This is a genomic window from Lutibacter sp. (assembly GCF_013041805.1).
In the GTDB taxonomy this organism is placed as follows: domain Bacteria; phylum Bacteroidota; class Bacteroidia; order Flavobacteriales; family Flavobacteriaceae; genus Lutibacter.
Map to the genome: position 1 here is coordinate 1 of NZ_JABDRI010000096.1, position 24268 is coordinate 24268.

A 24268-nucleotide genomic window follows, 5' to 3' on the forward strand; every position below is an offset into this window, starting at 1 on the left:
AGCTTTTATGGCTGGTAATGATATGCTGTTAATTCCAGAAGATGTAAAAGCTGCAGTAAAAAAATTAAAAAGTGCACTTAAAAACAATCAATTTACAGAAAATCGATTAAACGAATCTGTTCGAAAAATATTAAAAGCAAAATATTGGGCAGGATTAAACCATTTTACACCAATAGAAGAAACAACTATTCAGGACGATATCATCACTATAAAAGACGAATTATTGTATAGGTCTTTAATGAAAGAAGCAATCACACTTGTTAAAAATGATGGCCAAACATTACCCATAAAAGATATAGCCAATTCAAAAATTGCCTATATAAAATTAGGAGATTCTGATAATTTTAATTTTACCAACACCTTAAAGAAATATACAAATGTTGACATTGTACAAAGTGAAAATATATTTGATTTAAAAGAAAAATTAAAAAGTTACACTACTATTATCATTGGTTACCATAAATCAAATGAAACTCCTTGGAAAAGTTTTAAAATGTCGAAAGATGAAATCACTTGGGTTCAAGAAATTTCAAAAGATAAAAAAGTAATTCTAGATGTATTTGCTAGTCCATACGCGCTTTTAGAAATATCAAGTTTTGAAAATATTGACGCTGTTATGGTTTCCTACCAAAATAGTAAAATTTCACAAGATATTTCAGCACAAATGATTTTTGGAGCTATTGAAATGAAAGGAAAATTACCCGTTTCAATTAAACATATTTTTCCTGAGGGAACTGGATTGACTACACCAAATTTAATGAGGCTCTCCTATACAATTCCTGAAGAAGTTGATATGAGTTCTAAACTACTTCAAAAAATAGATTCAATGACTACCATGGTGGTTGACTCTTTAATGGCCCCTGGCGGACAAGTTTTAGTTGCTCGATATGGAAAAGTAGTGTACCATAAAAGTTTTGGTTTTCATACTTATGATAAAAAACAAAAAGTTGAATTAACAGATCTATATGATTTGGCTTCCGTAACAAAAATATTAGGTGGTTTGCCAATGATTATGAAAAGTGAAGAACTTGGTTTATTTAATTTAAATACAACTCTTGGAGAATTATTGCCCTATTTAAAGGGTTCTAATAAAGACACTATAACCATAAAAGAAGCTTTATCTCATGTAGCCAAAATAAAACCTTGGATTCCTTATTACTTAGAAACAATTGATAGTATTACTAAACAACCTTTCAAGGAATATTACAGTAAAACTAAAAATGAGAATTTTTCAATTAAAGTAGCTGAAAATTTATACCTACTAAATTCTTATACCGATTCTATTTACAAACAAATTGCTGACGCACCTCAACGTTTAGAAGAAGGATATAAATACAGTGGATTACTTTTCTACCTATTTAAAAAATATATAAAAGATACCTATCATAAAGAAATGGATAAATTAAACGTTGAACATTTTTATAAACCATTAGGCGCTCAAACATTAACATACAATCCATTAGAAAAATTTCCTAAAAACAGTATTGTACCTACTGAAAAAGATGAGTACTTTAGACATCAAACATTACAAGGGTATGTGCACGATATGGGAGCCGCCATGATGAATGGTGTTAGCGGAAATGCAGGACTATTTGCAAATTCAAATGATGTTGCAAAAATGATGCAAATGTATTTACAAAAAGGATATTATGGTGGTGATAAATACCTTGAAGCAAAAACTCTAGATAAATTTAACCACCGTTATTATGCAAAAGATAGCATAAGAAGAGGCCTTGGATTTGACAAGCCTCAAATAAATCCAGAAGAAAAAGCAGCGAGTAGTTTGGCTTCCAATAATAGTTTTGGGCACAGTGGTTTTACTGGAACTTTTGCGTGGGTTGATCCTAACAATGGTTTGTTATATGTTTTTCTATCAAACAGAGTATATCCAACTATGAGTAACAATAAACTTGGTGAAAAAGATATTAGAACAATAATACATGATTTAATTTATGAAGCTATAATTGAATAATTTTTTAAGAATTTAATAGTATATGCTAATTCTGTTACAGCACTTATTTTTTTAGAAAAATTTAACAAAAAATATCTATTTATATTGAAAAAGTTCATATCTTTGCATCGGTAAGTTTCATAGCTTACCATCTTTTTCATAGCAATTTTCCTCACTCATTCTTTGGGTGAGGTTTCTTTTTTTATAACCATTTATTATTCCTTTTCTACCTATATTTGTGAACTTAAAAAATTTTACATGATATTAGGAATTACATTTACTGAATGGATAGGTTATTTAGCATCACTAGTCTTAATTATTTCATTTATGATGAAAAACGTAAACACTTTAAGAGTTATAAACTCAATAGGTGCATTGTTATTTGTTGTGTACGGAATAATGTTAGCCATTTCTTGGCCAATTATTATAACAAATAGTTTTATTTTAATCCTTAACATCTTTTATCTGACAAAAAAAGACAAATAAAATTCTTATTTTGCATAAAATAATGATGCTTTGAAACGAATACTAGTTTCCGTAACAAATGATTTAATAACCGACCAACGAGTTCATAAAGTGTGTACTACGTTAACTGAAAATAATTTTGAAGTATTATTAATTGGTAGAAAGTTAAAAAACAGCCAAAAAATAAATCGAAAATACAACACAACCAGAATGAAACTTTTGTTTACCTCTGGTTTTTTGTTTTATGCTGAATATAATTTGCGATTATTTATTAAACTTCTGTTTCTAAAAAAAGATATGCTACTTGCAAATGATTTAGATACCTTATTTCCAAACTACCTAATAAGTAAACTATTTAATAAGAAGTTAGTTTTTGACAGTCACGAATTATTTTCAGAATTACCTTCAATACAAGGGAGATATTCACAAAAAGTATGGCGTTTTTTAGAAAAATGGCTAGTACCTAAACAGTTATATTTCTATACCGTTTCAGATTCTATAGCAAATTGGTTTAACAAAAATTATGATGTAAAACCTTTGGTCATAAAAAATTTTCCAAAATACAATGAATCTCACTTTTCAGAGTCAAAAGATAGATATATTATTTATCAGGGCGCTTTAAATAATGGCAGAGGTTTATTGGCTTTAATAGAAGCTATGAAATTAGTTGAACATATTAAATTAAAAATTGCAGGGGATGGACCATTCAAATCTAAAATACAAGAAAAAATTAACTGTTGTAAAGTTGAAGAAAAAGTAATTTTATTAGGAAATATTGAACCTGAGAAATTAGTAACTTTAACTCAAAATGCAACTTTAGGAATCAGCTTAGAAGAAAACTTAGGTTTAAGCTACAAATACTCTCTTCCCAATAAACTATTTGACTACATCCAAGCTAAAACACCTGTTGTAGCAACCTACCTGCCTGAAATTAAAAAAGTTGTTGAAACATATAAAGTTGGAGAAATAATAGACAATCACTCTCCTGAGAGTATCGCTAAAGCTATAAATAAAGTAGTAAAAAACGGAAAATTATTTTATCAATTAAATTTAGAAATAGCTTCAAAAAAATTAACTTGGGAACGTCAAGAAGAAAAATTAGTTTCTATTTTTAAATTATCTAAATAACTCAAGTATAAAATTTTATAAGTTTGAAATAAAAAAATAGATGGTTTGTCTGAATATATATTTTTTTCTAAAGACTTATGAAATCGCACATAAATATTAGATAAAATCACTTTTAAAAATCTAATTTTTTTATAGGTACTTACAAGTGAAATTTGATCCGCTAATCTATCATTCTCGTTTAGCAAAAACAGTGCATTTGAAATCGCCTTTTTTGTTTTCTCTAAAAAAAAAGAGTTTTCTTCTATTCCTAAATGGTAAACAGGATTATCAATGACACAAATTTGATTTTTATTAAACTGAAGAAAAAAACGAGTATCAACAAAACCATACTTCTCTTTCAAGACAGGAAAGTTTGAGATAAGCATTATTGATTTTCTAATTGCGAAATTAGCACCTCTTAAATTTAGAATTGGGTTGTTCTCTCTTTCAGTAAAAGAAATTTCTTCTTTCTTTTTCCCATACCTCCACCTTAATAAATGTGGTAAAGGATTGTTGGTGTCGTAAATTACATTTCCTGCAATAATATCTTTATCTGTAGATTCTAATTTATCAATAAAAACTGACAAAAAGTTGTTGTGCACTGGAAACACATCAGCATCGAGAAATAACAACCAATTATAAGAAGCTTTTTCTAGTAAATAATTTCTATTCAATGCATTTCCCAAATTTACTTCTTGTAGAAATAATTTAATATTTAAGTTTCGTATAGAATTAATAAATTTTATATTCTCGGTTTGAAATTCACTTTGAGAAGCGTCATCTGAAACTAAAATTTCCCAAGTACAATTCAACTTTTCAAACTGATAAATTAAATTCTCTATTAAAGGTTGAACTTTATAATTATAAACAGGAATTAAAACAGAAATCATTTTTAAACACCATTTTTCTGTTGCACTACTTCAAATAATTCGCCTCCTTCACACTTAATAGTTCGGTATGGGAATTTTAAAATAAGAGCATAATCATGTGTTGCCATCAATATCGTTTTGCCACCCGAATGAATTTCCTTTAAAACATTCATAACGTCAACAGAAGTTGCAGGATCAAGATTTCCCGAAGGTTCGTCAGCTAAAATAAGATCTGGATCATTCAAGAGTGCTCTGGCAATAGCAATACGCTGTTGTTCTCCTCCTGACAATTGAAACGGCATTTTAAAATCTTTAGTTTCCATTCCAACTTTAGATAAAACTTGGTTAATTTTGGTTTTCATTTTAACCTTATCTTTCCAACCTGTTGCTTTTAGCACAAATAATAAGTTTTCAAAAACACTTCTATCATTTAACAATTTAAAATCTTGAAAAACAATACCAATTTTTCTTCTTAAATATGGAATTTCCTTTTCTTTTAAGGTTTTTAAATTAAACTCCACAATACTTCCTTCCCCTTGTTCTAAAGGTAAATCACCGTATAAAGTTTTCATTAAACTACTTTTTCCGCTGCCCGTTTTTCCAATTAAATAAACAAATTCGCCTTTATTAATAGTTAAATTAACATCAGATAATACCAAATTTTCTCTTTGAAATATTTGTGCATTTTGCAAGGATAGAATTTCTTCAGACATAGAAATATAGATTTGTAACAAATCTAAATATTTAAACTTAAAGTTTCAACTTATACGTATCTAATAATAAAATAGTTTTTTGTATTCTAAAAAAGGAATAGTTGTTGTATTCATACATTCATAAAAAAAATTCGGCTTAATAATGCAATTTCAGTAAAAAAATGCGTTATTAGTTTATAATTAAATCTTTCAATTTATATTAAAATGAAGTATAAAAAAGTTGTTCTACCAATTATTGTATTTTTTATAACCTTTTCGATATTAGCACAAAAAACCGCCATTTATACCAACTCTCTTTCTGAATATAATCATGCAATTGAATTGTATCAAAATAAAGCGTTTGTCGCAGCTCAGCAAAAATTTAATAAAATAAAATATCAGTTTGACAATTTTACAGAATTAAAAGCAAATTGTGAATATTATGCTGCCAACTGCGCCATACGATTAGAGCAACCAAATTCAGACGATTTAATGCAACAATTTGTAGATAAATACCCAACAAGTACAAAGCGAAATAGTGCTTTTATGGATGTTGCTAATTATTACTTTAAGATTGGAAAATATTCCTATGCTGCAAAATGGTTTTCAAGGGTAAATACAACAAATCTAACAATAAGAAAGGAAGAAGATTTTAATTTTAAATATGCCTATTCATTATTCGCCAATAAAGCGTACACAAAAGCCAAAGAATACTTTTTATTACTTCTAGACTCTCAGGAGTATGGTTCTCAGGCAAAATATTATTACGGTTACATTGCTTATAAAGACGATGATTATGAAACGGCTGACGCCTATTTGGGTGATGTAGCTGAAGATCAAAATTTTAAAACGGATGTTTCTTATTATTTAGCTGATATGAACTTTAAACTAGGAAAGTTTGAAAAAGCAATTGAACACGGCTTACCGCTACTTGAAAAAGCAAAACGTATAGAACATTCTGAAATTTCAAAGATTGTTGGAGAAAGTTATTTCAATCTTCAAAAATATGAGGAAGCAATTCTTCACCTAAAAAATTATAAAGGAAAACGAGGTAAATGGAATAATACAGATTATTACTTCTTAGGATATGCTTATTATCAACAAAACGATTTTGAAAATGCCATCAATAATTTTAATAAAATAATAAATGGGAATAATGCGGTTGCACAAAACGCTTATTATCATTTAGCTGAATGCTATCTAAAACTCGATAAAAAGAATGAAGCTTTAAATGCGTTTAGAAATGCGGCTGAAATGAAGTTTAAACCTGAAATTCAAAAAGATGCTTGGTTAAATTATGCCAAATTAAGTTATGAAATTGGAAACCCTTATAAAAGTGTTCCTGAGGTTTTACAAGAGTATATTAAATTGTATCCAAATTCAGAACATAAAAACGAAATTAACGACTTAATTATCAGTGCTTATATTACTTCAAAAGATTTTGAAGGTGCCTTAAGCTATTTGAAAAATAAGAAAAGTACTAAGGAAAAAGCATTGTTTCAAAAAGTAGCTTTTTATAGAGGTGTTGAACTATTTGTTGAAGGAAATTATGAAAGTTCAATAGAGAATTTTGAAAATTCTTTAAGCGTACCATTAGATGAAAATATTACTGCTCAAGCTACTTTTTGGAAAGGAGAATCTAATTATAGATTGAATAATTTTATGAAGGCTTTAGCGAATTTTGAATCATTTACTTCAATAAGTGAAGCTTCAAAAACCAATGAGTTTAAACATATAAATTACAATATTGCATACACGCACTTTAAACTAAAACAGTACAATAAAGCAATACAAGAATTTAAAAACTACACAAATAAAAACTCAGATGATATTGTAAGAATTAACGATAGTTATTTAAGAATTGCTGACAGTTATTTTGCGAGCAGTAGTTATTCTAACGCAATAGATTATTATAATAAAGCAATCCAAATGAATGGAATTGATGCAGATTACGCACAATTTCAAAAAGCAATTAGTTACGGTTTAATAAACAAAGAAAACGATAAAATAGCTGAGTTAAATTCATTTTTAAACTCGTATTCAAAATCTACTTATAGAGATGATGCATTGTATGTTTTAGGAAATTCTTACTTCAATAAAAATAATAATGGATTGGCCCTAGAAAATTTTGATCAACTTATTTCAACTTATAAAAGAAGTCCGTTAGTTTCAAAATCACTACTTAAAAAAGGATTAATTTATTACAATACCGATGAAAATGAACAGGCATTAGCAATTTACAAGAATATTGTAAAACGTTTTCCAAATACTCCAGCAGCGAGACAAGCAGTGAAAAATACGCGACAAATTTATGTAGATATAGGTAAGGTTGATGAATACGCATTATGGGTAAAAGATATTGATTTTGTGAATGTTACAGATGCAGAATTAGATAATGATACGTATGAATCTGCCGAAAAACAATACCTTCAAAACAACCATAAAAAAGCAGTTGAAAGTTTTACAAAATATGTACAACAGTTTCCAAAAGGACTACACACCTTACAAGCTAATTTTTATTTAGCACAATCGCTATTTTCAGAAAATCAGTATTCAAAAGCAATTCCATATTACACGTTTGTTATCAATCAAGAAAGAAATGAATTTACTGAAAGTTCACTTGCAACTTTATCTCAAATTCATTTAGAAAATACCAATTGGAATAGTGCAATTCCATTGTTAGAACGTTTAGAAAGTGAAGCTAATTTGCCACAAAACATCACCTTTGCTCAATCTAACTTAATGAAAGGATACTATGAAAATAAAGAATTTGATAAAGCTGTAGATTATGCAGAGTTAGTATTGAAAAACACAAAACTTGAAGATCGTATAAAATCTGATGCACACGTTATAATTGCTCGTTCAGCAATACAAACTGAAGATTTAGAAAAAGCAAGAGGAGCCTATAAAGAAGTGGAGAAAGTTGCTTCAGGAGAATTAAAAGCTGAAGCTTTATTTTATGATGCTTACTTTGAAAATAAAGACGGAAGCTATAGAGTTTCTAATGAAATAGTTCAAAAAATTGCTTCAGATTATTCAGCCTATAAATATTGGGGTGCGAAAGGATTAATTCTAATGGCAAGTAATTATTATGAATTAAAAGATGCCTATCAAGCCACTTATATTTTAGAAAGTGTACTTAAAAACTTTGGTGAATTTGATGATGTAGTTGAAGAAGCTACAAAGGAATTAAACAGAATTAAAACCGAAGAAGCAAAAACTAACGAGTCCATAAAAAATTAACAAATACTCAAATAAACGAATACATATGCGAAAGCTTATTATATCTTCATTAGCATTACTCCTAACAATTTTTTCTTTTTCACAAGAAACAAAAAAAGATACGTTAAAAACCGAAGTAATTAGTGTTATAAAACCATATACGCCTACAATTTCTGATGCATTCAAAGTAACATCAAATCCAACAATTGAAGATGCAAATACTATCGAAAAAGAAAAAGTTACGTATAGTATTTTTTCAATTCCTGTAGCCTCCACTTTTACGCCTTCAAAAGGAAAAGCTAAAGGTGTTGTTAGAGAGCCTAAAGACCGATTGTTTCAAAACTATATTTCAGCGGGATTTGGAAACTTTACAAGTCCGCTTTTTGAAGCCTACATCCATTCTGGAGATACTAGATATAACGATTTCGGTATATTTATCAATCACCATTCTTCTGAAGGTGGTATTAATGATGTGATACTGAATACTAATTTTTCTGATACTAGAATTGATGGATATTACAAACAATTTGATAGGGACTACAATTGGCAAGTAAATGCTGGTGTTCAACGCAAGCAATTTAATTATTATGGTATATCAAGTGACCTGATTTTTGAAGATGCGGTTATAAATTCCATAGATGAAGAGCTCATTTATAAAAAAAGTTATTTAGGAGGAAAAATAGCATTGGAAGATTCCTTTCTTAAAAGTGCCACTGCCGAAATTGTAAATTTTTCAGATGATTATAACAGTAATGAAGTCCGACTTTTAATAAAACCCACAATTGAGTTTCCAATTTCTACGGAGCTAATAAACGCTGATTTTTTAGTTGATTTAACTTCTGGAAAATTCAATCAAAACTATATCACAACCGACGATATAAAATATAGTTTCTTAAACTTAGGATTTAATCCAAATTTTGAAGTTCTTCGTGAAAATTTAACAGTGAACTTAGGCGCAAAATTATACTACACCAATGATTTGGAAAATAAAGTGACTAATTTTTATGCCTACCCAAATGTAACAGCATCATTAAAAATGATTGATGAAGTATTAACACTAGTGGCTGGTGTTACGGGTGATTTAGATCAAAATACCTATGCTAATTTTGCAAACAAAAATCCATATGTATCACCAACATTAAATATCTTACAAACTGATAAGCAGTATAAAGCATTTGCTGGAGCAAAAGGTAAATTAGCTTCAAACATTGGCTATAATTTTAATGTGAGTCATACATCTGAAATAAACAAACCTTTATTTATTCAAAATCAAACAAAAACTGATGGAACTATTTTTATTGAGAATGCTTATGAAGCTGGAAACTCCTTCAATGTAGTTTATGACAACATAAAAACACTTAGTGTGTTTGGTGAAATTACGATAGATGCTTCTGATGAATTTGATTTTGGCGCTTCTATAAATTATTCGAATTTCACTACAGAAAACGAACTAGAAGCTTGGAATTTACCAACAATTACAGCCACTATTTCTGCCGACTACCAAAATAAAAAATGGTTTGCTGGAGTTAAATTATTTTACAACGGTGAAACAAAAGATTTTGTAATCCCATATGGTTTAAACTCTGAAAACGGGATGATTACTAAAAATAAATCATATATGGATTTAAACCTTAACGGAGGATATGTATTTTCTGATAGGTTAACCGCTTTTGCGAAAATAAATAATGCGTTAGGAGAAAAGTATTTTACTTTTGTAAACTATGAGGTTCAACCATTGCAAATACTAGCTGGAATAACTTATAAATTTGATTTATAATCCTAAGCTTTGCGTACATACAAAATAAATAAATCTATTCTACTAGCTGAATATTCAAAATAATTTAGTTTTTGTCTAATATAAATTTAATATTATATGACTCCAGAAAAACATTATGTCAATAGAAGTGGTTGGTTGAGGGCTTCAATTTTAGGTGCAAATGATGGCATTTTATCAACTGCAAGTATAATTATTGGTGTTGCTGCTGCAAGTACCATAAGAGAGCCTATTGTGCTCGCCGGAGTTGCCGGATTAGTTGCTGGAGCTTTATCTATGGCAGCCGGTGAATATGTTTCAGTTAGTTCTCAGGCAGATTTAGAGGCTTCTGATCTTCAAAGAGAAAAGATTGAACTGGAAGAAACACCTAATGATGAATTAGTAGAATTAGCAAAAATTTATGAAAATAGAGGCTTAAAAAAAGATTTGGCTCTTCAGGTTGCAAAAGAATTAACTGCTCATAACGCTCTTGAAGCTCACGCCCGGGATGAGCTAGGAATTAATGAAATTACACAAGCGAAGCCTTTACAAGCTGCTCTTGCATCTGGCGCCGCCTTCCTATTTGGTGGTTTATTACCCGTAATTGTTGCTTTATTTGCTTCAGTAACTTTAATGATTTATTTACAGTATGTGTTCGCATTATTATTTTTAATTATTTTAGGAATTGTGGCGGCTAAAACTGGCGGTTCAAATATTATTAAAGCTATTATTAGAATAACTTTATGGGGAACTTTAGCAATGGGGATAACCGCTTTAATTGGGTCGTATTTTGGAGTAAGTGTTGGTTAAAAACAACGAATATTTTTTCACTTAAAACCTTTTATTTAAATTAAACTTTTTTATGTAGTTTTAACCATCTTAAAAACTACTATAAAATGAAAAACTTTTTTCTTGCTTTCAGTTTAGTGATTATTTTAATTTCTTGTACTGATAGTAAAACAAAACCTACTATTATTCAAACTGTAAACAAAACAGATTCAACCACCATTAAGCAAATATTTAATTCAGCACTAACTAACGGTCAATGCTATCAATGGTTAGATGTATTAAGTAATGATATTGGCGGACGTTTATCTGGTTCCCCTCAAGCACAACAAGCAGTTGAGTGGGGAGAAAAATTATTGACCGATTTAGATTTTGATAAAGTTTGGTTACAACCTGTAATGGTTCCCCACTGGGTTCGTGGTGAAAAAGAAGAAGCATCATTTACTGTTAATAATTCAACATTCAATGTGCCTATTTGCGCTTTAGGTGGTTCAATTGCAACTCCAGAAAATGGAGTAACTGGTGAAGTGATTGAAGTTCAAAGTTTAGACGAAGCTGAAGCTTTAGGTGAGAAATTAAAAGGAAAAATCGTATTTTTCAATAGACCTTTTGATGATACGCATATTAAAACTTTTAGAGCTTATGGAGGCTGTGTAGGCCAAAGAGTAAATGGAGCTAAAATTTCAGGTAAATTTGGCGTTTTAGGAGTAATTGTGCGCTCAATGACTCATAATATTGATGATTATCCACATACTGGAACTATGAGCTATGGAGATCTATCAGAACAAGAAAAAGTTCCAACTGCAGCAATAAGCACAAAAGCAGCCAACTTATTAAGTGAACATTTAAAAGAAAATCCAGACTTAAAATTTTCGTTTAAACAAAGTTGTAAAACACTTCCAGATGCACCCTCTTTTAATGTCATTGGAGAAATTAAAGGAAGTGAATTCCCAGACAAATATATTGTAGTTGGTGGCCATTTAGATTCTTGGGATATAGGTGATGGTGCACATGACGATGGTGCCGGAATAGTACAATCTATTGAAGTTGCTCGTTTGTTGAAACTAAACAATATTAAACCAAAACATACCATTAGAGTTGTACTATTTATGAATGAAGAAAATGGTTTACGAGGAGGAAAAAAATATGCTGAAGAAGCGAAAAACAATAACGAAACACATGTAGCTGCCTTAGAATCAGACTCTGGTGGATTTACGCCTAGAGGTTTTTCATTTGATAAAAGTGGAGAAAATCATGAATTATTTAAGAGTTGGAAATCTTTATTAGCTCCATACGGCTTACATGATATTAATATAGGTGGTAGCGGTGCTGATATTGGTCCTTTAAAAGATGGAAGCATTTCATTATTTGGATATAGACCAGATTCTCAACGCTATTTTGATTATCACCACGCAGAAACTGATACTTTTGATAAAGTGAACAAACGTGAATTAGAATTAGGAGCTGCTTCAATGACTTCGTTAGTTTATCTTTTAGATACCTATTTAAATTAATCCATAAAAATATTTTAAATGAAAAAATTACTATTTGTTTTATTAACAATTACTGCGCTCTCTTGTTCAAAAAAAATTACTGTAGACGCTATGGTAATAAATGCTAACATTTATACCGTAAACGAAAACTTTGATAAAGCTGAGGCATTTGCAACTCAACAAGGAAAAATAATTGCAGTTGGTACTACTGCCGAAATTGAAGAGAAGTATACTTCAACACAAGTAATAAATGCTGAAGGAAAAACAATTGTTCCTGGCTTAATCGATGCACACTGTCATTTTTTTGGATTAGGACTTCAACAACAAAAAGTAGATTTAACAGGTACTAAAAGTTTTGATGAGGTTATTCAGAAAATAGTTGACTTTCAAAAAGAAAAAAATGTAAGCTATATTACGGGTCGCGGATGGGATCAAAATGATTGGGAAGTCAAAGAATTCCCTTCTAAAGACAAACTAGACGAGCTATTTCCTGATACACCTATTGCCATTACACGAATTGATGGACATGCATTATTAGCAAATCAAGCCGCGATTGACTTAGCTGGCGTCACCATTAAAACGCCCTTCTCAGGTGGTGACATTCATCAAAAAAATGGGAAATTAACAGGGATTTTTATTGATAATCCTATGGACTTAATTGAATCTAAAATTCCAACTCCATCAAAAGCAGCCCAAATTCAAGCACTAAAAGATGCTGAAAAAATTAGTTTTAGTTATGGTTTAACAACCGTTGATGATGCTGGCCTTCCTCGCGAAGCTATTGAGTTGATAGATAGTTTACATCAAACTGGTGACTTAAAAATAAGAATATACGCCATGGTTTCTAATACACCGAAGGACGTGGATTATTATTTAAACAAAGGAATTATTAAAACTGATAGATTGAATGTTCGTTCCATAAAAGTATATGGTGATGGTGCTTTGGGTTCTCGCGGTGCAGCAATGAAAGAACCTTATTATGATAAACACAATCATTTTGGGGCTATTTTAGCAACACCTGAGGAATATATGAATGTAGCTAAACAAATTGCTGCTTCAGAGTATCAAATGAATTCACATGCTATTGGTGATTCTGCTAATTATTTGATGTTAAAAACTTATAAAGATGTTTTAACAAATCAAAAAGATAGACGATGGAGAATTGAGCACGCTCAGATTTTAGATCCAGAAGATTTTAAGTATTTTGATAATATATTACCATCTGTGCAGCCGACACACGCAACCAGTGATATGTATTGGGCAGAAGATAGAGTTGGTCCAAAACGAATTAAAACTTCTTATGCCTATAAAGATTTATTAAATAAGTATGGTAAAATTGCTTTAGGAACAGATTTTCCTGTTGAGAAAGTAAGTCCTTTTTTAACTTTTTATGCCTCTGTTGCTCGAAAAGATTTAAATAATTATCCTGAAAATGGTTTTCAAATGGAAAATGCATTGACTAGAGAGGAAACCTTAAAAGGAATGACTATTTGGGCGGCTTTTTCAAATTTTGAAGAACAAGAAAAAGGAAGTATCGAAGTTGGAAAATTTGCAGATTTTATAATTCTTGATAAGAATATTATGGAAGTTGATGATGCTAAAATTCCATATATTAAAGCCGTTGAAACCTATGTAAATGGGGATCGTGTTAACTAAAAAAATTAGACATTTATTGTTTATTACGTTTTTAATTATTTCTGTTAAAAACAATGCACAAAGCCTACCTAAAGGCTTTGTGTATATTAAACAAATTATCCCTTCTATTGAATTAGAGCTAAGATATGCAGGTACAAATAATTTTATAGGTAAACCAATTAATGGATATTTAAAACCTGTTGGAATTGTTACTTTAGAAACAGCTTTAGCATTAAAAAAAGTACAACTACATTTAAATAAAAAAAACTTAGGCCTGAAAATATATGACGCTTACCGACCTCAAAAAGCTGTAGACCATTTTGTTCATTGGGCAAAAGATCTAAATGATACAATTAATAAAAAAATATACTATCCAACGGTAAAGAAAGAAAATTTATTCAAAGAACAATATATTGCATCAAAATCTGGGCATAGTAGAGGAAGTACCGTTGATATTACCTTAATAAATTTATCAAGCGAATCTAAAGAAGAATTAGATATGGGAAGTTCATATGATTTTTTTGGAAAAGAATCTATGGTATCAAATCAAGATTTAACTTCAAATCAAATTCAAAATCGCGCGATTTTGCAAGAGGTAATGAAAAAACACAACTTTAGAAATTATCCTCAAGAATGGTGGCATTTTACTTTACGTAATGAACCTTATCCTACTACTTATTTTAATTTCCCAATTGAATAAATAGCATATCTCTAATTTTTTTGCATTAAGTATTAAAGCAACAAAACCCTAAATTCAATACATTTGATTTTAGGGTTTTACAATATAGAAGAATATTTCAAAATTTTAATCTAAAATATCACCAACAAATTTAGTTATAGTGCTACTTCCATTATCGGATAAATAATTAATAAATGCAGAACCAATAATTGCCCCATTCATATATTCACACGCTTTGTTAAATGTAGATTTATCAGAAATTCCAAAACCTGCTATTAATACACTCTTTAAATTCATTTGTTCAATTCGCTTAAAATAAGCAATTTGCTTTTCTGAAATTTCTCCTTTAGCTCCAGTAATTGACGAGGATGCAACAACATAAATAAAAGCATTGCTCATTTCATCAATTTTTCTAATTCGCTCTACTGAAGTTTGTGGTGTAATTAAAAATACATTCGATATGTTATACTCAGCAAATAAAGCTTTGTAATGAGATTCGTACTCAATCATAGGTAAATCTGGAATAATAACAGTTTCAATACCGCAATCTTTACAGCGCTGGCAAAACTTAACATCACCATATTTAATAATCTGATTTAAATAACCCATTAAAACCAAGGGGATTTTTACAGAACCCTTTAAGGCTTCTAAGTGATTGAAAATTAAATCCAAATTCATTCCGTTACTTAAAGCAACCGAACTACTGTGCTGAATAGTTGGACCATCAGCTAATGGATCTGAATATGGCAATCCAACTTCAATAAAGTCGACTCCACTATTCTCTAAACTTTTAATAATAATTTCAGTATCATTTAATTTAGGAAAACCTGCTGTGAAAAAAACTGATAATAAATTATGCTTTTTTTCATTAAATAAACTCGTTAACTTACTCATCTTTCAAATTTGCTATATAAGTTTCTAAATCCTTATCTCCTCTACCTGATAAATTAATAACAACAACCTGATTTTTCTCAAATTTCATTTTATGCAGAACTGCCAGTGCATGTGCTGTTTCCAAAGCTGGAATAATTCCTTCAATTTTGGTTAATTCATAAGCGGCATCTAACGCTTCTTGATCTGTAGCATTCATAAATATTGCTCGTTTACTTTCGTGCAAGAAAGCGTGCAAAGGACCAATTCCAGGATAATCTAATCCAGCAGAAATCGAATAAGGCTCAGTTACCTGCCCAAATTCATCTTGCATTAAAATAGTTTTACTTCCGTGTAAAACACCCACTTCACCCAATTGAGATGTTGCGGCACTTTCACCACTATTTACACCTAATCCCGCAGCTTCAACAGCAATTAAATCTACCTTTTCTTCATCCAAATAATGATAAAAAGCACCAGCTGCATTACTTCCTCCTCCAACACAAGCAATTACCATATCAGGATTTTCATTTCCCGTTTGTGCTTTTAATTGCTCCTTAATTTCTTTACTAATAACAGATTGCAAACGAGCCACCATATCTGGGTAAGGGTGAGGGCCAACAACTGAACCTATTAAATAATAAGTATCTTCAGGATTGCCAATCCAATCACGAATTGCTTCGTTTGTAGCATCTTTCAACGTCTTACTTCCGCTTGTAGCAGGAACAACTTTAGCTCCTAACATTTTCATACGTGCAACATTTGGTGCTTGCCGTTTAATATCAACTTCGCCCATAAAGACAATACATTCCAAGTTCATTAAAGCACAAACAGTAGCAGTAGCAACTCCATGCTGACCTGCACCCGTTTCAGCAATAATTCGTTTTTTACCCAAATGCTTTGCTACCAAAATTTGTCCGATGGTATTGTTAATTTTATGCGCACCTGTATGACATAAATCTTCTCGCTTTAGATAGATGGTAGCTCCAAATTTCTCGGATAATCTTTTTGCTAAATACAACGGTGTTGGTCTTCCAACGTAGGTATCTAATAAATCTCTAAATTCATTTTTAAAGGATTCAGATTCTAAAATTTTTAAGTAATTATCCTCTAACTCTTGAACATTTGGATGTAATAATTCTGGTATAAAAGCGCCTCCAAACTGCCCATAATAACCATTTTTATCTACAAAATAACTCATACTAAGTTGTTTTTAAATTCTTTTAATTTTTCTATATTTTTTAAAGCAGGCTCTATTTCAAAGCCGCTATTTACATCAATACCCATAAATTTTGGATGATTGATTTTATTCACTTCAACTACATCATTTTCTGAAATACCACCACTTAATAAAAAAGGAATAGTTCCCTTATAATTCTGAAGGATACTCCAATTAAATTTTACGCCATTACCACCGTAATTTTTGCCTTTTGTATCGAACAAAAAATAACTACACCCCTTTTCAAAAGGCTTAGTTTCATCAAAATTAAAGGCCTCATCAACTGAAAAGGCTTTTATTATTTTAAATGCCTTCTGTACGCCTAATTTATCACAAAACTCTGGAGTTTCATCTCCATGCAGTTGAACAAAATTTAGCTGATATTGATTCACTCTATCTAAAATATCATCTTCATTTTCATTTACAAAAACACCCACTTTATTTATTTCCTTTGGAATAGTTACTTGTGGAATATTTTCAACAAAACGTTTCGATTTATGATAGAAAATAAAACCTATAAAATCAGGTTTTAACTTTATTAATTCCGAAATATTTTCGGCATTTCTCATTCCACAAACTTTTAGTTTCATGTTTACTGTAATTGATTTATAAAAGCTTGACAAGACAATCCAGGATCTTCAGTTTTCATAAAATTTTCACCAATTAAAAATCCTTGAAAACCATATTCTTTTAATCCAATAATCACTCTTGGGTCACTTAATCCACTTTCTGAAACTTTTATGCAACTATCTGGAATTTGACTTGCTAATTGAATGGAATGTTCTAAATCCACTTCAAAAGTTTTTAAGTTTCTGTTATTAATTCCAATAATTTTATGGTCTAACTCAATTTTATCAAGCTCCTCTTGATTATGTACTTCATACAAAACTTCTAACCCCAAATCTTCAGCTAGTTTACCATAATTTTTTAATTCCTGTTTTGTCAAGTATGACGCAATCAATAAAATAACATCTGCGCCAATAGCTTTTGCTTCAACAATTTGAAACGCATCTATAATAAAATCTTTTCTTAAAATAGGTGTACTATCATTTACTGTTCTTGCCTGAATTAAATCTAACATCGTACCTCCAAAGAAATGAGAATCTGTTAAAATTGATTGAGCTGCCACATTTGCCTGGAGATATCCTTGCGTAACATCTACAACCTCAACTTTATCGTTGATAACACCTTTAGAAGGAGACTGTCGTTTAAACTCAGCAATAATTCCTGTTGAATTTTGAACCGTTAATGCCTTTTTTAATGAAATAGTTGTACGTTTGAACAATGGACTTTTAACTAGTTTTTCAACCGCCACTTCACTTCTTAATTGTGCAATTTCTTGCTTTTTATGTGCTATTATTTTATCTAAAATGGTCATATTTAATTCTAAATAATTTCTAATTTCCTTTAATTAATTCGCAATTAATTTTGTTAAACTTTCTTTCGCTTTTAGACCTAATAATGATGATTTAGCTTCTTCAAAAGCTTCTTCAAAAGATTTATTATGATCAAATGTTTTTAGTGCAAAGGCCGCATTTGTTAGAACTGCATTATTCTGTGCTTCTGTCCCTTTACCATCCAAAATTGCTAAAAATATCTTAGCCGAATCTGCCACAGAATCCCCTCCATAAATTTCTGATTGTTTTAACGTTTTTAAGCCTAATTCTTCTGGAGAAATTAATGCTTCATTTTCTTTGGTAAATAATTTAAAAGCACTTGTTAATGAAATTTCATCGTAGCCATCTAAACTATATACAATTCCATAATTTTTTGGAGTATCTTGTAATAAATAATTATAAATTCTAGCTACTTCTAAATTAAAAACACCTACCAACTGATTTTGAGGATTACTTGGGTTTACCAAAGGGCCTAACATATTAAAAAAAGTTTTCAAACCTAATTCTTTTCGGACTGGCCCAACCGCTTTCATTGCAGGATGAAACAATGGTGCATGTAAAAAACAAATATTAGCTTTCTCTATTTGACGCTTTAAAGCAGACTCCTCATTTGTAAATTTATACCCTAAATATTCTAGCATATTTGAAGATCCACTTACAGAAGAAACTCCATAATTACCGTGTTTAGCCACTTTATTTCCTGTACCAGCAACTACAAATGATGTTAACGTAGAAATATTAAAGGTATTTTTTCCATCACCTCCAGTTCCACATAAATCTATGGTATTAAAGTCTGATAAATCAACTTTCACAGCTAATTCCAATAGTGCCTCTCTAAAACCCGCTAATTCTTCCACTGAAATTGGTCGTACCATAAAGACAGTTAAAAATGAAGCTAAATGTGATTTATTGAATTTTTCATTTGCTATTTGAATCAAAACTTCTTTCGCTTCTTCTTTTGTTAAGCGGTGTTGTTCAAATAATTTATTTAATATTGTTTTCATTTTTTATTTGCTTCTATAAAATTACGAACTATTTGTTCTCCTAATGGTGTTAAAATAGATTCTGGATGGTATTGAACAGCACTAATATTATATGTTTTATGTTGCAAAGACATAATGTCGCCGTACTCATCAACAGCAGTTATTTCTAATTCTGCTGGGAAATCTTTTAGTGATGCAATCCAAGAATGATAGCGTGCAGCCTCAAATTCAGTAGGAATTCCATTATAAATTACCGCATCAAAATTTGTAATTTTCATAGTTGTGGCTACCCCATGAAAAACAGAATCTAGGTTTTCTAAAGAACCTCCAAAAACCTCTGTAATGGCTTGCAAACCTAAACAAACCCCAAAAATTGGTTTTGTAGCCGCATAGGTTTTTATAACTTCTTTTAAAATTCCCGCCTCATCAGGAATTCCTGGACCTGGTGACAATAGTATCAAATCGAATGCATTAATTGCATCAATTGAAATTTCATCATTTCTAAAAACTGACGGGTGCTCACCTGTAATATCTTCAACCATATGAACTAGGTTGTAGGTAAATGAATCGTAATTATCTATAATTAATATCTTCATTTTTTAAATATTTTCTGCTAAGATTAATGCTTTTTTCAAAGCAGCTAATTTGTTATTTACTTCTTGTAATTCTCCCTCTTCACTTGAATTTATTACAATTCCTGCACCTGCCTGGGAAAACAAGGTGTTATTTTTACTCACAAATGAACGAATTGCAATAGCCAAATTCACTGAATTATCTAATCCAATAAATCCAACTGCACCACCATAAAAACCACGAGTTTGATTTTCATACATATCAATTAGTTCCATGGCTTTGTATTTAGGCGCACCACTCAAGGTTCCTGCAGGAAAAGTATCTCCAATAATTTCAATTGCCTTTCCTTTTGGTTCCCCTTGAACTGTAGAAACCAAATGAATAACGTGACTAAAATATTGTACTTCTTTAAACACCTTTACTTCTACATTGCTTGCGTGTTTACTTAAATCGTTTCGCGCCAAATCCACCAACATGACATGCTCGGCATTTTCCTTTTTATCTTTTGATAACTTTTCACCTAATAAAAAATCCTGTCTCACATCTCCAGTTCTTCTAAAAGTTCCTGCAATTGGGTTAATAATTGCTTTTTCATCATCCATTTTAATTTGAGCTTCTGGTGAAGACCCCATTAATTTAAAACTTCCATAATCAAAGTAAAATAAATAAGGTGATGGATTTATAGATCGCAAAGCTCTGTAGACATTAAAGTCATCTCCAGAAAATTTTTGTTGAAACTGGCGTGATAATACCAATTGAAACACATCGCCTCTTTTACAATGTTCTTTTGCTTTTGCTACATTGTTTTTAAAATCCTCATCCGTACAGTTAGAAGATTCATTTCCAGTCATCTCAAACTGATACAAACCGTAAGTTCGCGCATTAATTAATGTTTGAATTTCATACATTCTTGATTCTTCACCCTCTTCAATGTTTTCAATAAGCGTTAATTCATTATTAAAATGATTGATAGCAATAATAAATTTGAAAAAACTAAATTGAAAATCTGGTATTTCTGATGCCGCTTTTTTGGCATTGAGCTGTATAGTTTCGAAATATTGAATTGCATTATATGAAATATATCCATAAAAACCATTGTAGGGCTTTATAGATTCATCACAGTCAATATGAATTGTTTTTTTATATGCATCAAAAATTTCATAAAAATTCTTGTCTATACTTTTTGAATTGAGTAGCGTATTTCCCTTAGAGTACAAAAACTTATTTTTATCAGCTTTCAAGGTAATAATTGGCTCTACACAAATAAATGTAAAACTTTCTTCTTTACTATGATAATCGGAACTTTCTAACAATAAGCTATTTGCATATTTATCTCTGATTTTGGAATACATTCCTACAGGAGTAATAGTATCGGCTAATTGCTTTTTTGAAATAGTTTTAAATTTTAATTGCTTCATTTTCTTGAAATAAAAAAGGACTTATCTCGCGATAAGTCCTTTTGTTATATATTATAATATTAACTATAGTAGTTCTTGCTCGCTTATTGTTTAAGAGAGTTCCACCACCAATTTGTATTTAAATTATTTGCTTTCATTACGTTTGACAAATTTAGCATAGATTTTTAAATAAGCAAATTATTAATAACAAATTAATTTATTAAATTTGACAAACACATTATTATGAAAACTATCTATAAAATTCCCTTGTTAATTGTTTTATTTTTAACCTCGTTTTTAAGCGCACAAGAAAAAATAAAAGGAAATAAGGAAGTTACCCGTGAAAATAGAAATATTTCAAACTTTGATAAAATTGAGATTATTGATAATCTTGATGTAAAATTAGTTTATAACGCTGACCAATCTGTAAATGTCGAAACTGATTCAAATCTTCAAAGTTCAATTATTACATCTGTAAATAATGGTATGCTATCTGTTAGTATTCAAAATAAAATAGTTAATAAAAAAGAATTGATGGTTCATATAAATGTAAACAGTTCTTTAAAAGAAATTAATGGTTATAATAAATCAAATATTGAATCTAACAATTCTTTAAATATTGATACGTTAACCATTAATAGTTTCGATAATTGTGATATCAACTTAAAGCTAAATTCAAAACTTTTAAGAATTAACAGTAAAAAAATAAGTGATTTAAAATTTGAAATTTTAAGTGAGCAGGTATTTATTAATTCTGAAGAATCTTCTTCTATTAAAGGCACCATTGACGCGGTAGAAACTATTTTTAGTTTGATAGATAAATCAGTAGTCAATATTAATGGCTCTACAAACGTTTTTGAAATTGAAACACTCGGAAATTCTACATTTAAAGGGAAAGATTTTACTGCGAAAGATGTAGTTATAAATGCTTCAAACTCTTCTAATGCGTACATTAAAGCAACTAAAAGTATAGACATATATACCAAAAATTCAGCAGAAGTATACCTGTATGATAATCCTAAAATTACGTTAAGCGAATTTTTTGATAAGTCTTCAATTTATAAGAAAGAATGAGAAGAATCAATATTTTTTAAAGAAAACTTAAAATTTTAACAACAACAATTAAAAGCACCATCGCTATTGGATATACAGTTGCATAAGCAACAGATGGCGCATCAGTTTCAGTCATAGAATCAACGGCTGCCAATCCCGGAGTGCTCGTCATTCCACCCGTAAGTGTTCCTTAGAAAATTAAAAAATTTATTTTAAGAAAATATCTAGCGATAATTGTTGTAATTATCATAGGAGCTAGTGTAATTACAATTCCATATAAAAACAGCTCAATACCATAAGTATTGAACGTTTCAACCAAACTAGATCCCGCACTACTACCCACTGCCGCAAGAAAAAACAACAAACCAAATTGTCTTAACAATTGATTTGATGCACCTGTCATGGTCCACATTATTGAACCTGTTTTACCGGTTCTTCCTAAAATAAGAGAAACTATTAAAATACCACCCGTTAACCCAAGACTCAAAGAATAAGAAGCAAAATTTAAACTTAATTTACCTACTAAAATCCCTAAAATAATCCCAACTGCAATAGGGAAAAAATCGGTGTCAGATAGTTTTTTATCATCATCTCCAAAAATCTCACTTACTTGTTTCATGTTCTCTTTTTGACAAATCACAATAATTTTATCACCAAACTGTAATTTCGACGAAGGACTAGGTGATAAATCTATTCCTGACCTTCTAATTCTAGTTACTGTTGCGTGATATTTATTCAACTTATGTAATTGCCCCAATGTTTTTTTAACAACATCCTTATCTGTTACTAACACAGATCGAACATCAAAATTTGAGTCTAAAGGAATTTTAGTTTTAGTCTCTGGCCCAACAAGCAATTGAACCCGTTCCAGAGCCTCTTTAGGTCCAACTGCAATAACGATATCTCCTTTATGTAAAATTGTTTCATCCTCAGGCAAACTTACTAAATCATCATGCATAATTCTTGAAATTACAGCCTTTGTCATAAAACGAATATTTAATTCGCCATATTTTTTGCCTATAACACTTTCATTATCTACAATATAATTTTTAGATAAAATTTTAGGGTAATCAGCGTTTATTTCATTACTGTATTTTTTCTCTTCTTCTTTTAAATTTATCCGTAAAATTTTAGGAATAAAATTCACAAAAAGTATCACTCCAATTACACCAAATGGATAACCAATTCCATATCCTATAGATGCCAATGATGAACCCGTTGCGTCAATTGCAGCTGCTAAACCAGGAGTACTTGTTAAGGCTCCAGATAACATTCCAATTCCTAAATTCTTATCAACATCAAAAAAGTAGATAACCACAAAAGCCATTAAACCAGCACTTACCACCAATAAACTTGCTAAAATGGCCAACTCACGTCCATGTGTTTTAAAAGATTCAAAAAAACTAGGCCCGGCCTGAATACCAATAGTAAAAATAAAAAGCACTAACCCCAAATACTGAAAATCTTGTGGTATTATTATTCCATAGTGTCCAAAAACCAATGCAACAAAAATAACTCCAGAAACATCTAAAGAAATTCCTTTTACTTTAATCCTACCGATTAAAAAACCAATTAAAATAATTAAAAATAATGCAAAATAGCTATTCGAAAATAATTCCACTTTCATAAAGATTTAGTGATACAAAAGTACTTAGTAAATTTAACAAAACTTTCTTTTTATCTTGGAATATACGAAAACGTTTACAAATGAAAAAGCCCAAGATTTAATTGAATCTTGGGCTTTTTTTTTATAAATTATTATTTATTCTAAAGTACCTAAATATCTTTCTGCATCTAAGGCCGCCATACATCCAGTACCTGCGGCAGTAACTGCTTGCCTATACTCTTTATCTTGAACATCTCCAGAAGCAAAAACTCCTGGTAAATTTGTTTTGGTAGATTTTCCTTTGGTAATTAAATATCCTGTTTCATCCATATCTAGAACACCTTTGAATAAATCAGTATTTGGTTTATGTCCAATTGCAATAAAAACACCCGTAACATCAATTACTTCTTTGTCTCCAGTTTGGTTATTCACAGCTCTAACACCTTCAACAACTTTATCTCCTAATACCTCATCAATTTCAGTATTATATTTAACCTCAATATTAGCCGTTTTGTTCA

The 24268-nt window shown here is 30.2% G+C and carries 20 protein-coding genes and 1 pseudogene; 10 read left to right on the forward strand and 11 right to left on the reverse strand.

The window, feature by feature from the left end:
* The 3 genes from HKP59_RS11540 to HKP59_RS11550 form a co-directional block, all read left to right on the forward strand.
* On the forward strand, window positions 1-1972 hold a 1972-nt coding region (locus HKP59_RS11540; protein WP_291807029.1), incomplete at its 5' end, for a serine hydrolase.
* Between the two features lie 237 nt (window positions 1973-2209).
* Window positions 2210-2437, forward strand: coding sequence for a uroporphyrinogen decarboxylase (locus tag HKP59_RS11545; protein WP_291807031.1), 228 nt, complete (start codon window positions 2210-2212; stop codon window positions 2435-2437).
* Window positions 2438-2467: 30 nt separating this feature from the next.
* A complete protein-coding gene (locus HKP59_RS11550; RefSeq protein ID WP_291807033.1) occupies window positions 2468-3544 on the forward strand; it encodes a glycosyltransferase in 1077 nt (358 codons plus the stop codon).
* On the opposite strand, the gene HKP59_RS11555 is transcribed toward HKP59_RS11550, so the two are convergent.
* Window positions 3502-4413: a glycosyltransferase family 2 protein gene (locus HKP59_RS11555; protein WP_291807037.1), complete on the reverse strand. Its 912-nt coding sequence runs from the start codon at window positions 4411-4413 to the stop codon at window positions 3502-3504. The genes HKP59_RS11550 and HKP59_RS11555 overlap by 43 nt on opposite strands.
* Window positions 4414-4415: 2 nt before the next feature.
* Window positions 4416-5105: an ATP-binding cassette domain-containing protein gene (locus HKP59_RS11560; protein ID WP_291807039.1), complete on the reverse strand. Its 690-nt coding sequence runs from the start codon at window positions 5103-5105 to the stop codon at window positions 4416-4418.
* Between the two features lie 204 nt (window positions 5106-5309).
* Between HKP59_RS11560 and HKP59_RS11565 the strand changes: the two genes are divergently transcribed.
* The 6 genes from HKP59_RS11565 (at window position 5310) to HKP59_RS11590 (ending at window position 14673) form a co-directional block, all read left to right on the forward strand.
* Window positions 5310-8327 (forward strand): tetratricopeptide repeat protein, encoded by a 3018-nt coding sequence (locus tag HKP59_RS11565; protein WP_291807042.1) that lies wholly within the window; start codon window positions 5310-5312, stop codon window positions 8325-8327.
* A gap of 25 nt (window positions 8328-8352) precedes the next feature.
* Window positions 8353-10083, forward strand: a complete 1731-nt coding sequence (locus HKP59_RS11570; RefSeq protein ID WP_291807044.1) for a TonB-dependent receptor — start codon at window positions 8353-8355, stop codon at window positions 10081-10083.
* Between the two features lie 96 nt (window positions 10084-10179).
* Entirely contained in the window at window positions 10180-10869 is a 690-nt protein-coding gene (locus HKP59_RS11575; protein WP_291807046.1) for a VIT family protein, read from the forward strand.
* A gap of 86 nt (window positions 10870-10955) precedes the next feature.
* Window positions 10956-12359, forward strand: a complete 1404-nt coding sequence (locus tag HKP59_RS11580; protein ID WP_291807049.1) for a M20/M25/M40 family metallo-hydrolase — start codon at window positions 10956-10958, stop codon at window positions 12357-12359.
* Window positions 12360-12377: 18 nt separating this feature from the next.
* A complete protein-coding gene (locus HKP59_RS11585) occupies window positions 12378-13994 on the forward strand; it encodes an amidohydrolase (RefSeq protein WP_291807053.1) in 1617 nt (538 codons plus the stop codon).
* Window positions 13975-14673, forward strand: coding sequence for a M15 family metallopeptidase (locus HKP59_RS11590; RefSeq protein WP_291807055.1), 699 nt, complete (start codon window positions 13975-13977; stop codon window positions 14671-14673). The genes HKP59_RS11585 and HKP59_RS11590 overlap by 20 nt, the downstream gene beginning before the upstream one ends.
* Window positions 14674-14778: 105 nt before the next feature.
* Here the strand turns inward: HKP59_RS11590 and trpA are convergent, their stop codons facing one another.
* The 7 genes from trpA to HKP59_RS11625 are packed head-to-tail and all read right to left on the reverse strand — an operon-like array spanning window position 14779 to window position 21112.
* Window positions 14779-15546, reverse strand: a complete 768-nt coding sequence (gene trpA / locus HKP59_RS11595; RefSeq protein ID WP_291807058.1) for a tryptophan synthase subunit alpha — start codon at window positions 15544-15546, stop codon at window positions 14779-14781.
* A complete protein-coding gene (trpB, locus tag HKP59_RS11600; protein WP_291807061.1) occupies window positions 15539-16723 on the reverse strand; it encodes a tryptophan synthase subunit beta in 1185 nt (394 codons plus the stop codon). The genes trpA and trpB overlap by 8 nt, the downstream gene beginning before the upstream one ends.
* On the reverse strand, window positions 16720-17331 hold the full coding sequence (locus tag HKP59_RS11605; protein ID WP_291807064.1) for a phosphoribosylanthranilate isomerase: 612 nt from the start codon (window positions 17329-17331) through the stop codon (window positions 16720-16722). Before HKP59_RS11605 ends, trpB begins: the two co-directional genes overlap by 4 nt.
* A gap of 2 nt (window positions 17332-17333) precedes the next feature.
* Window positions 17334-18119 (reverse strand): indole-3-glycerol phosphate synthase TrpC, encoded by a 786-nt coding sequence (gene trpC / locus HKP59_RS11610; protein WP_291807066.1) that lies wholly within the window; start codon window positions 18117-18119, stop codon window positions 17334-17336.
* Between the two features lie 33 nt (window positions 18120-18152).
* Window positions 18153-19142, reverse strand: coding sequence for an anthranilate phosphoribosyltransferase (gene trpD, locus HKP59_RS11615; protein ID WP_291807068.1), 990 nt, complete (start codon window positions 19140-19142; stop codon window positions 18153-18155).
* Window positions 19139-19717 (reverse strand): aminodeoxychorismate/anthranilate synthase component II, encoded by a 579-nt coding sequence (locus tag HKP59_RS11620; RefSeq protein ID WP_291807070.1) that lies wholly within the window; start codon window positions 19715-19717, stop codon window positions 19139-19141. The genes trpD and HKP59_RS11620 overlap by 4 nt, the downstream gene beginning before the upstream one ends.
* 3 nt (window positions 19718-19720) lie before the next feature.
* Entirely contained in the window at window positions 19721-21112 is a 1392-nt protein-coding gene (locus tag HKP59_RS11625; RefSeq protein ID WP_291807073.1) for a chorismate-binding protein, read from the reverse strand.
* A gap of 222 nt (window positions 21113-21334) precedes the next feature.
* Between HKP59_RS11625 and HKP59_RS11630 the strand changes: the two genes are divergently transcribed.
* Entirely contained in the window at window positions 21335-22165 is an 831-nt protein-coding gene (locus HKP59_RS11630; RefSeq protein WP_291807075.1) for a DUF2807 domain-containing protein, read from the forward strand.
* A gap of 16 nt (window positions 22166-22181) precedes the next feature.
* Here the strand turns inward: HKP59_RS11630 and HKP59_RS11635 are convergent.
* Window positions 22182-23771, reverse strand: a pseudogene (locus tag HKP59_RS11635) (TrkA C-terminal domain-containing protein).
* Window positions 23772-23906: 135 nt separating this feature from the next.
* A partial coding sequence (locus HKP59_RS11640; RefSeq protein WP_291807077.1) for an FAD-dependent oxidoreductase occupies window positions 23907-24268 on the reverse strand: 362 nt, incomplete at its 5' end.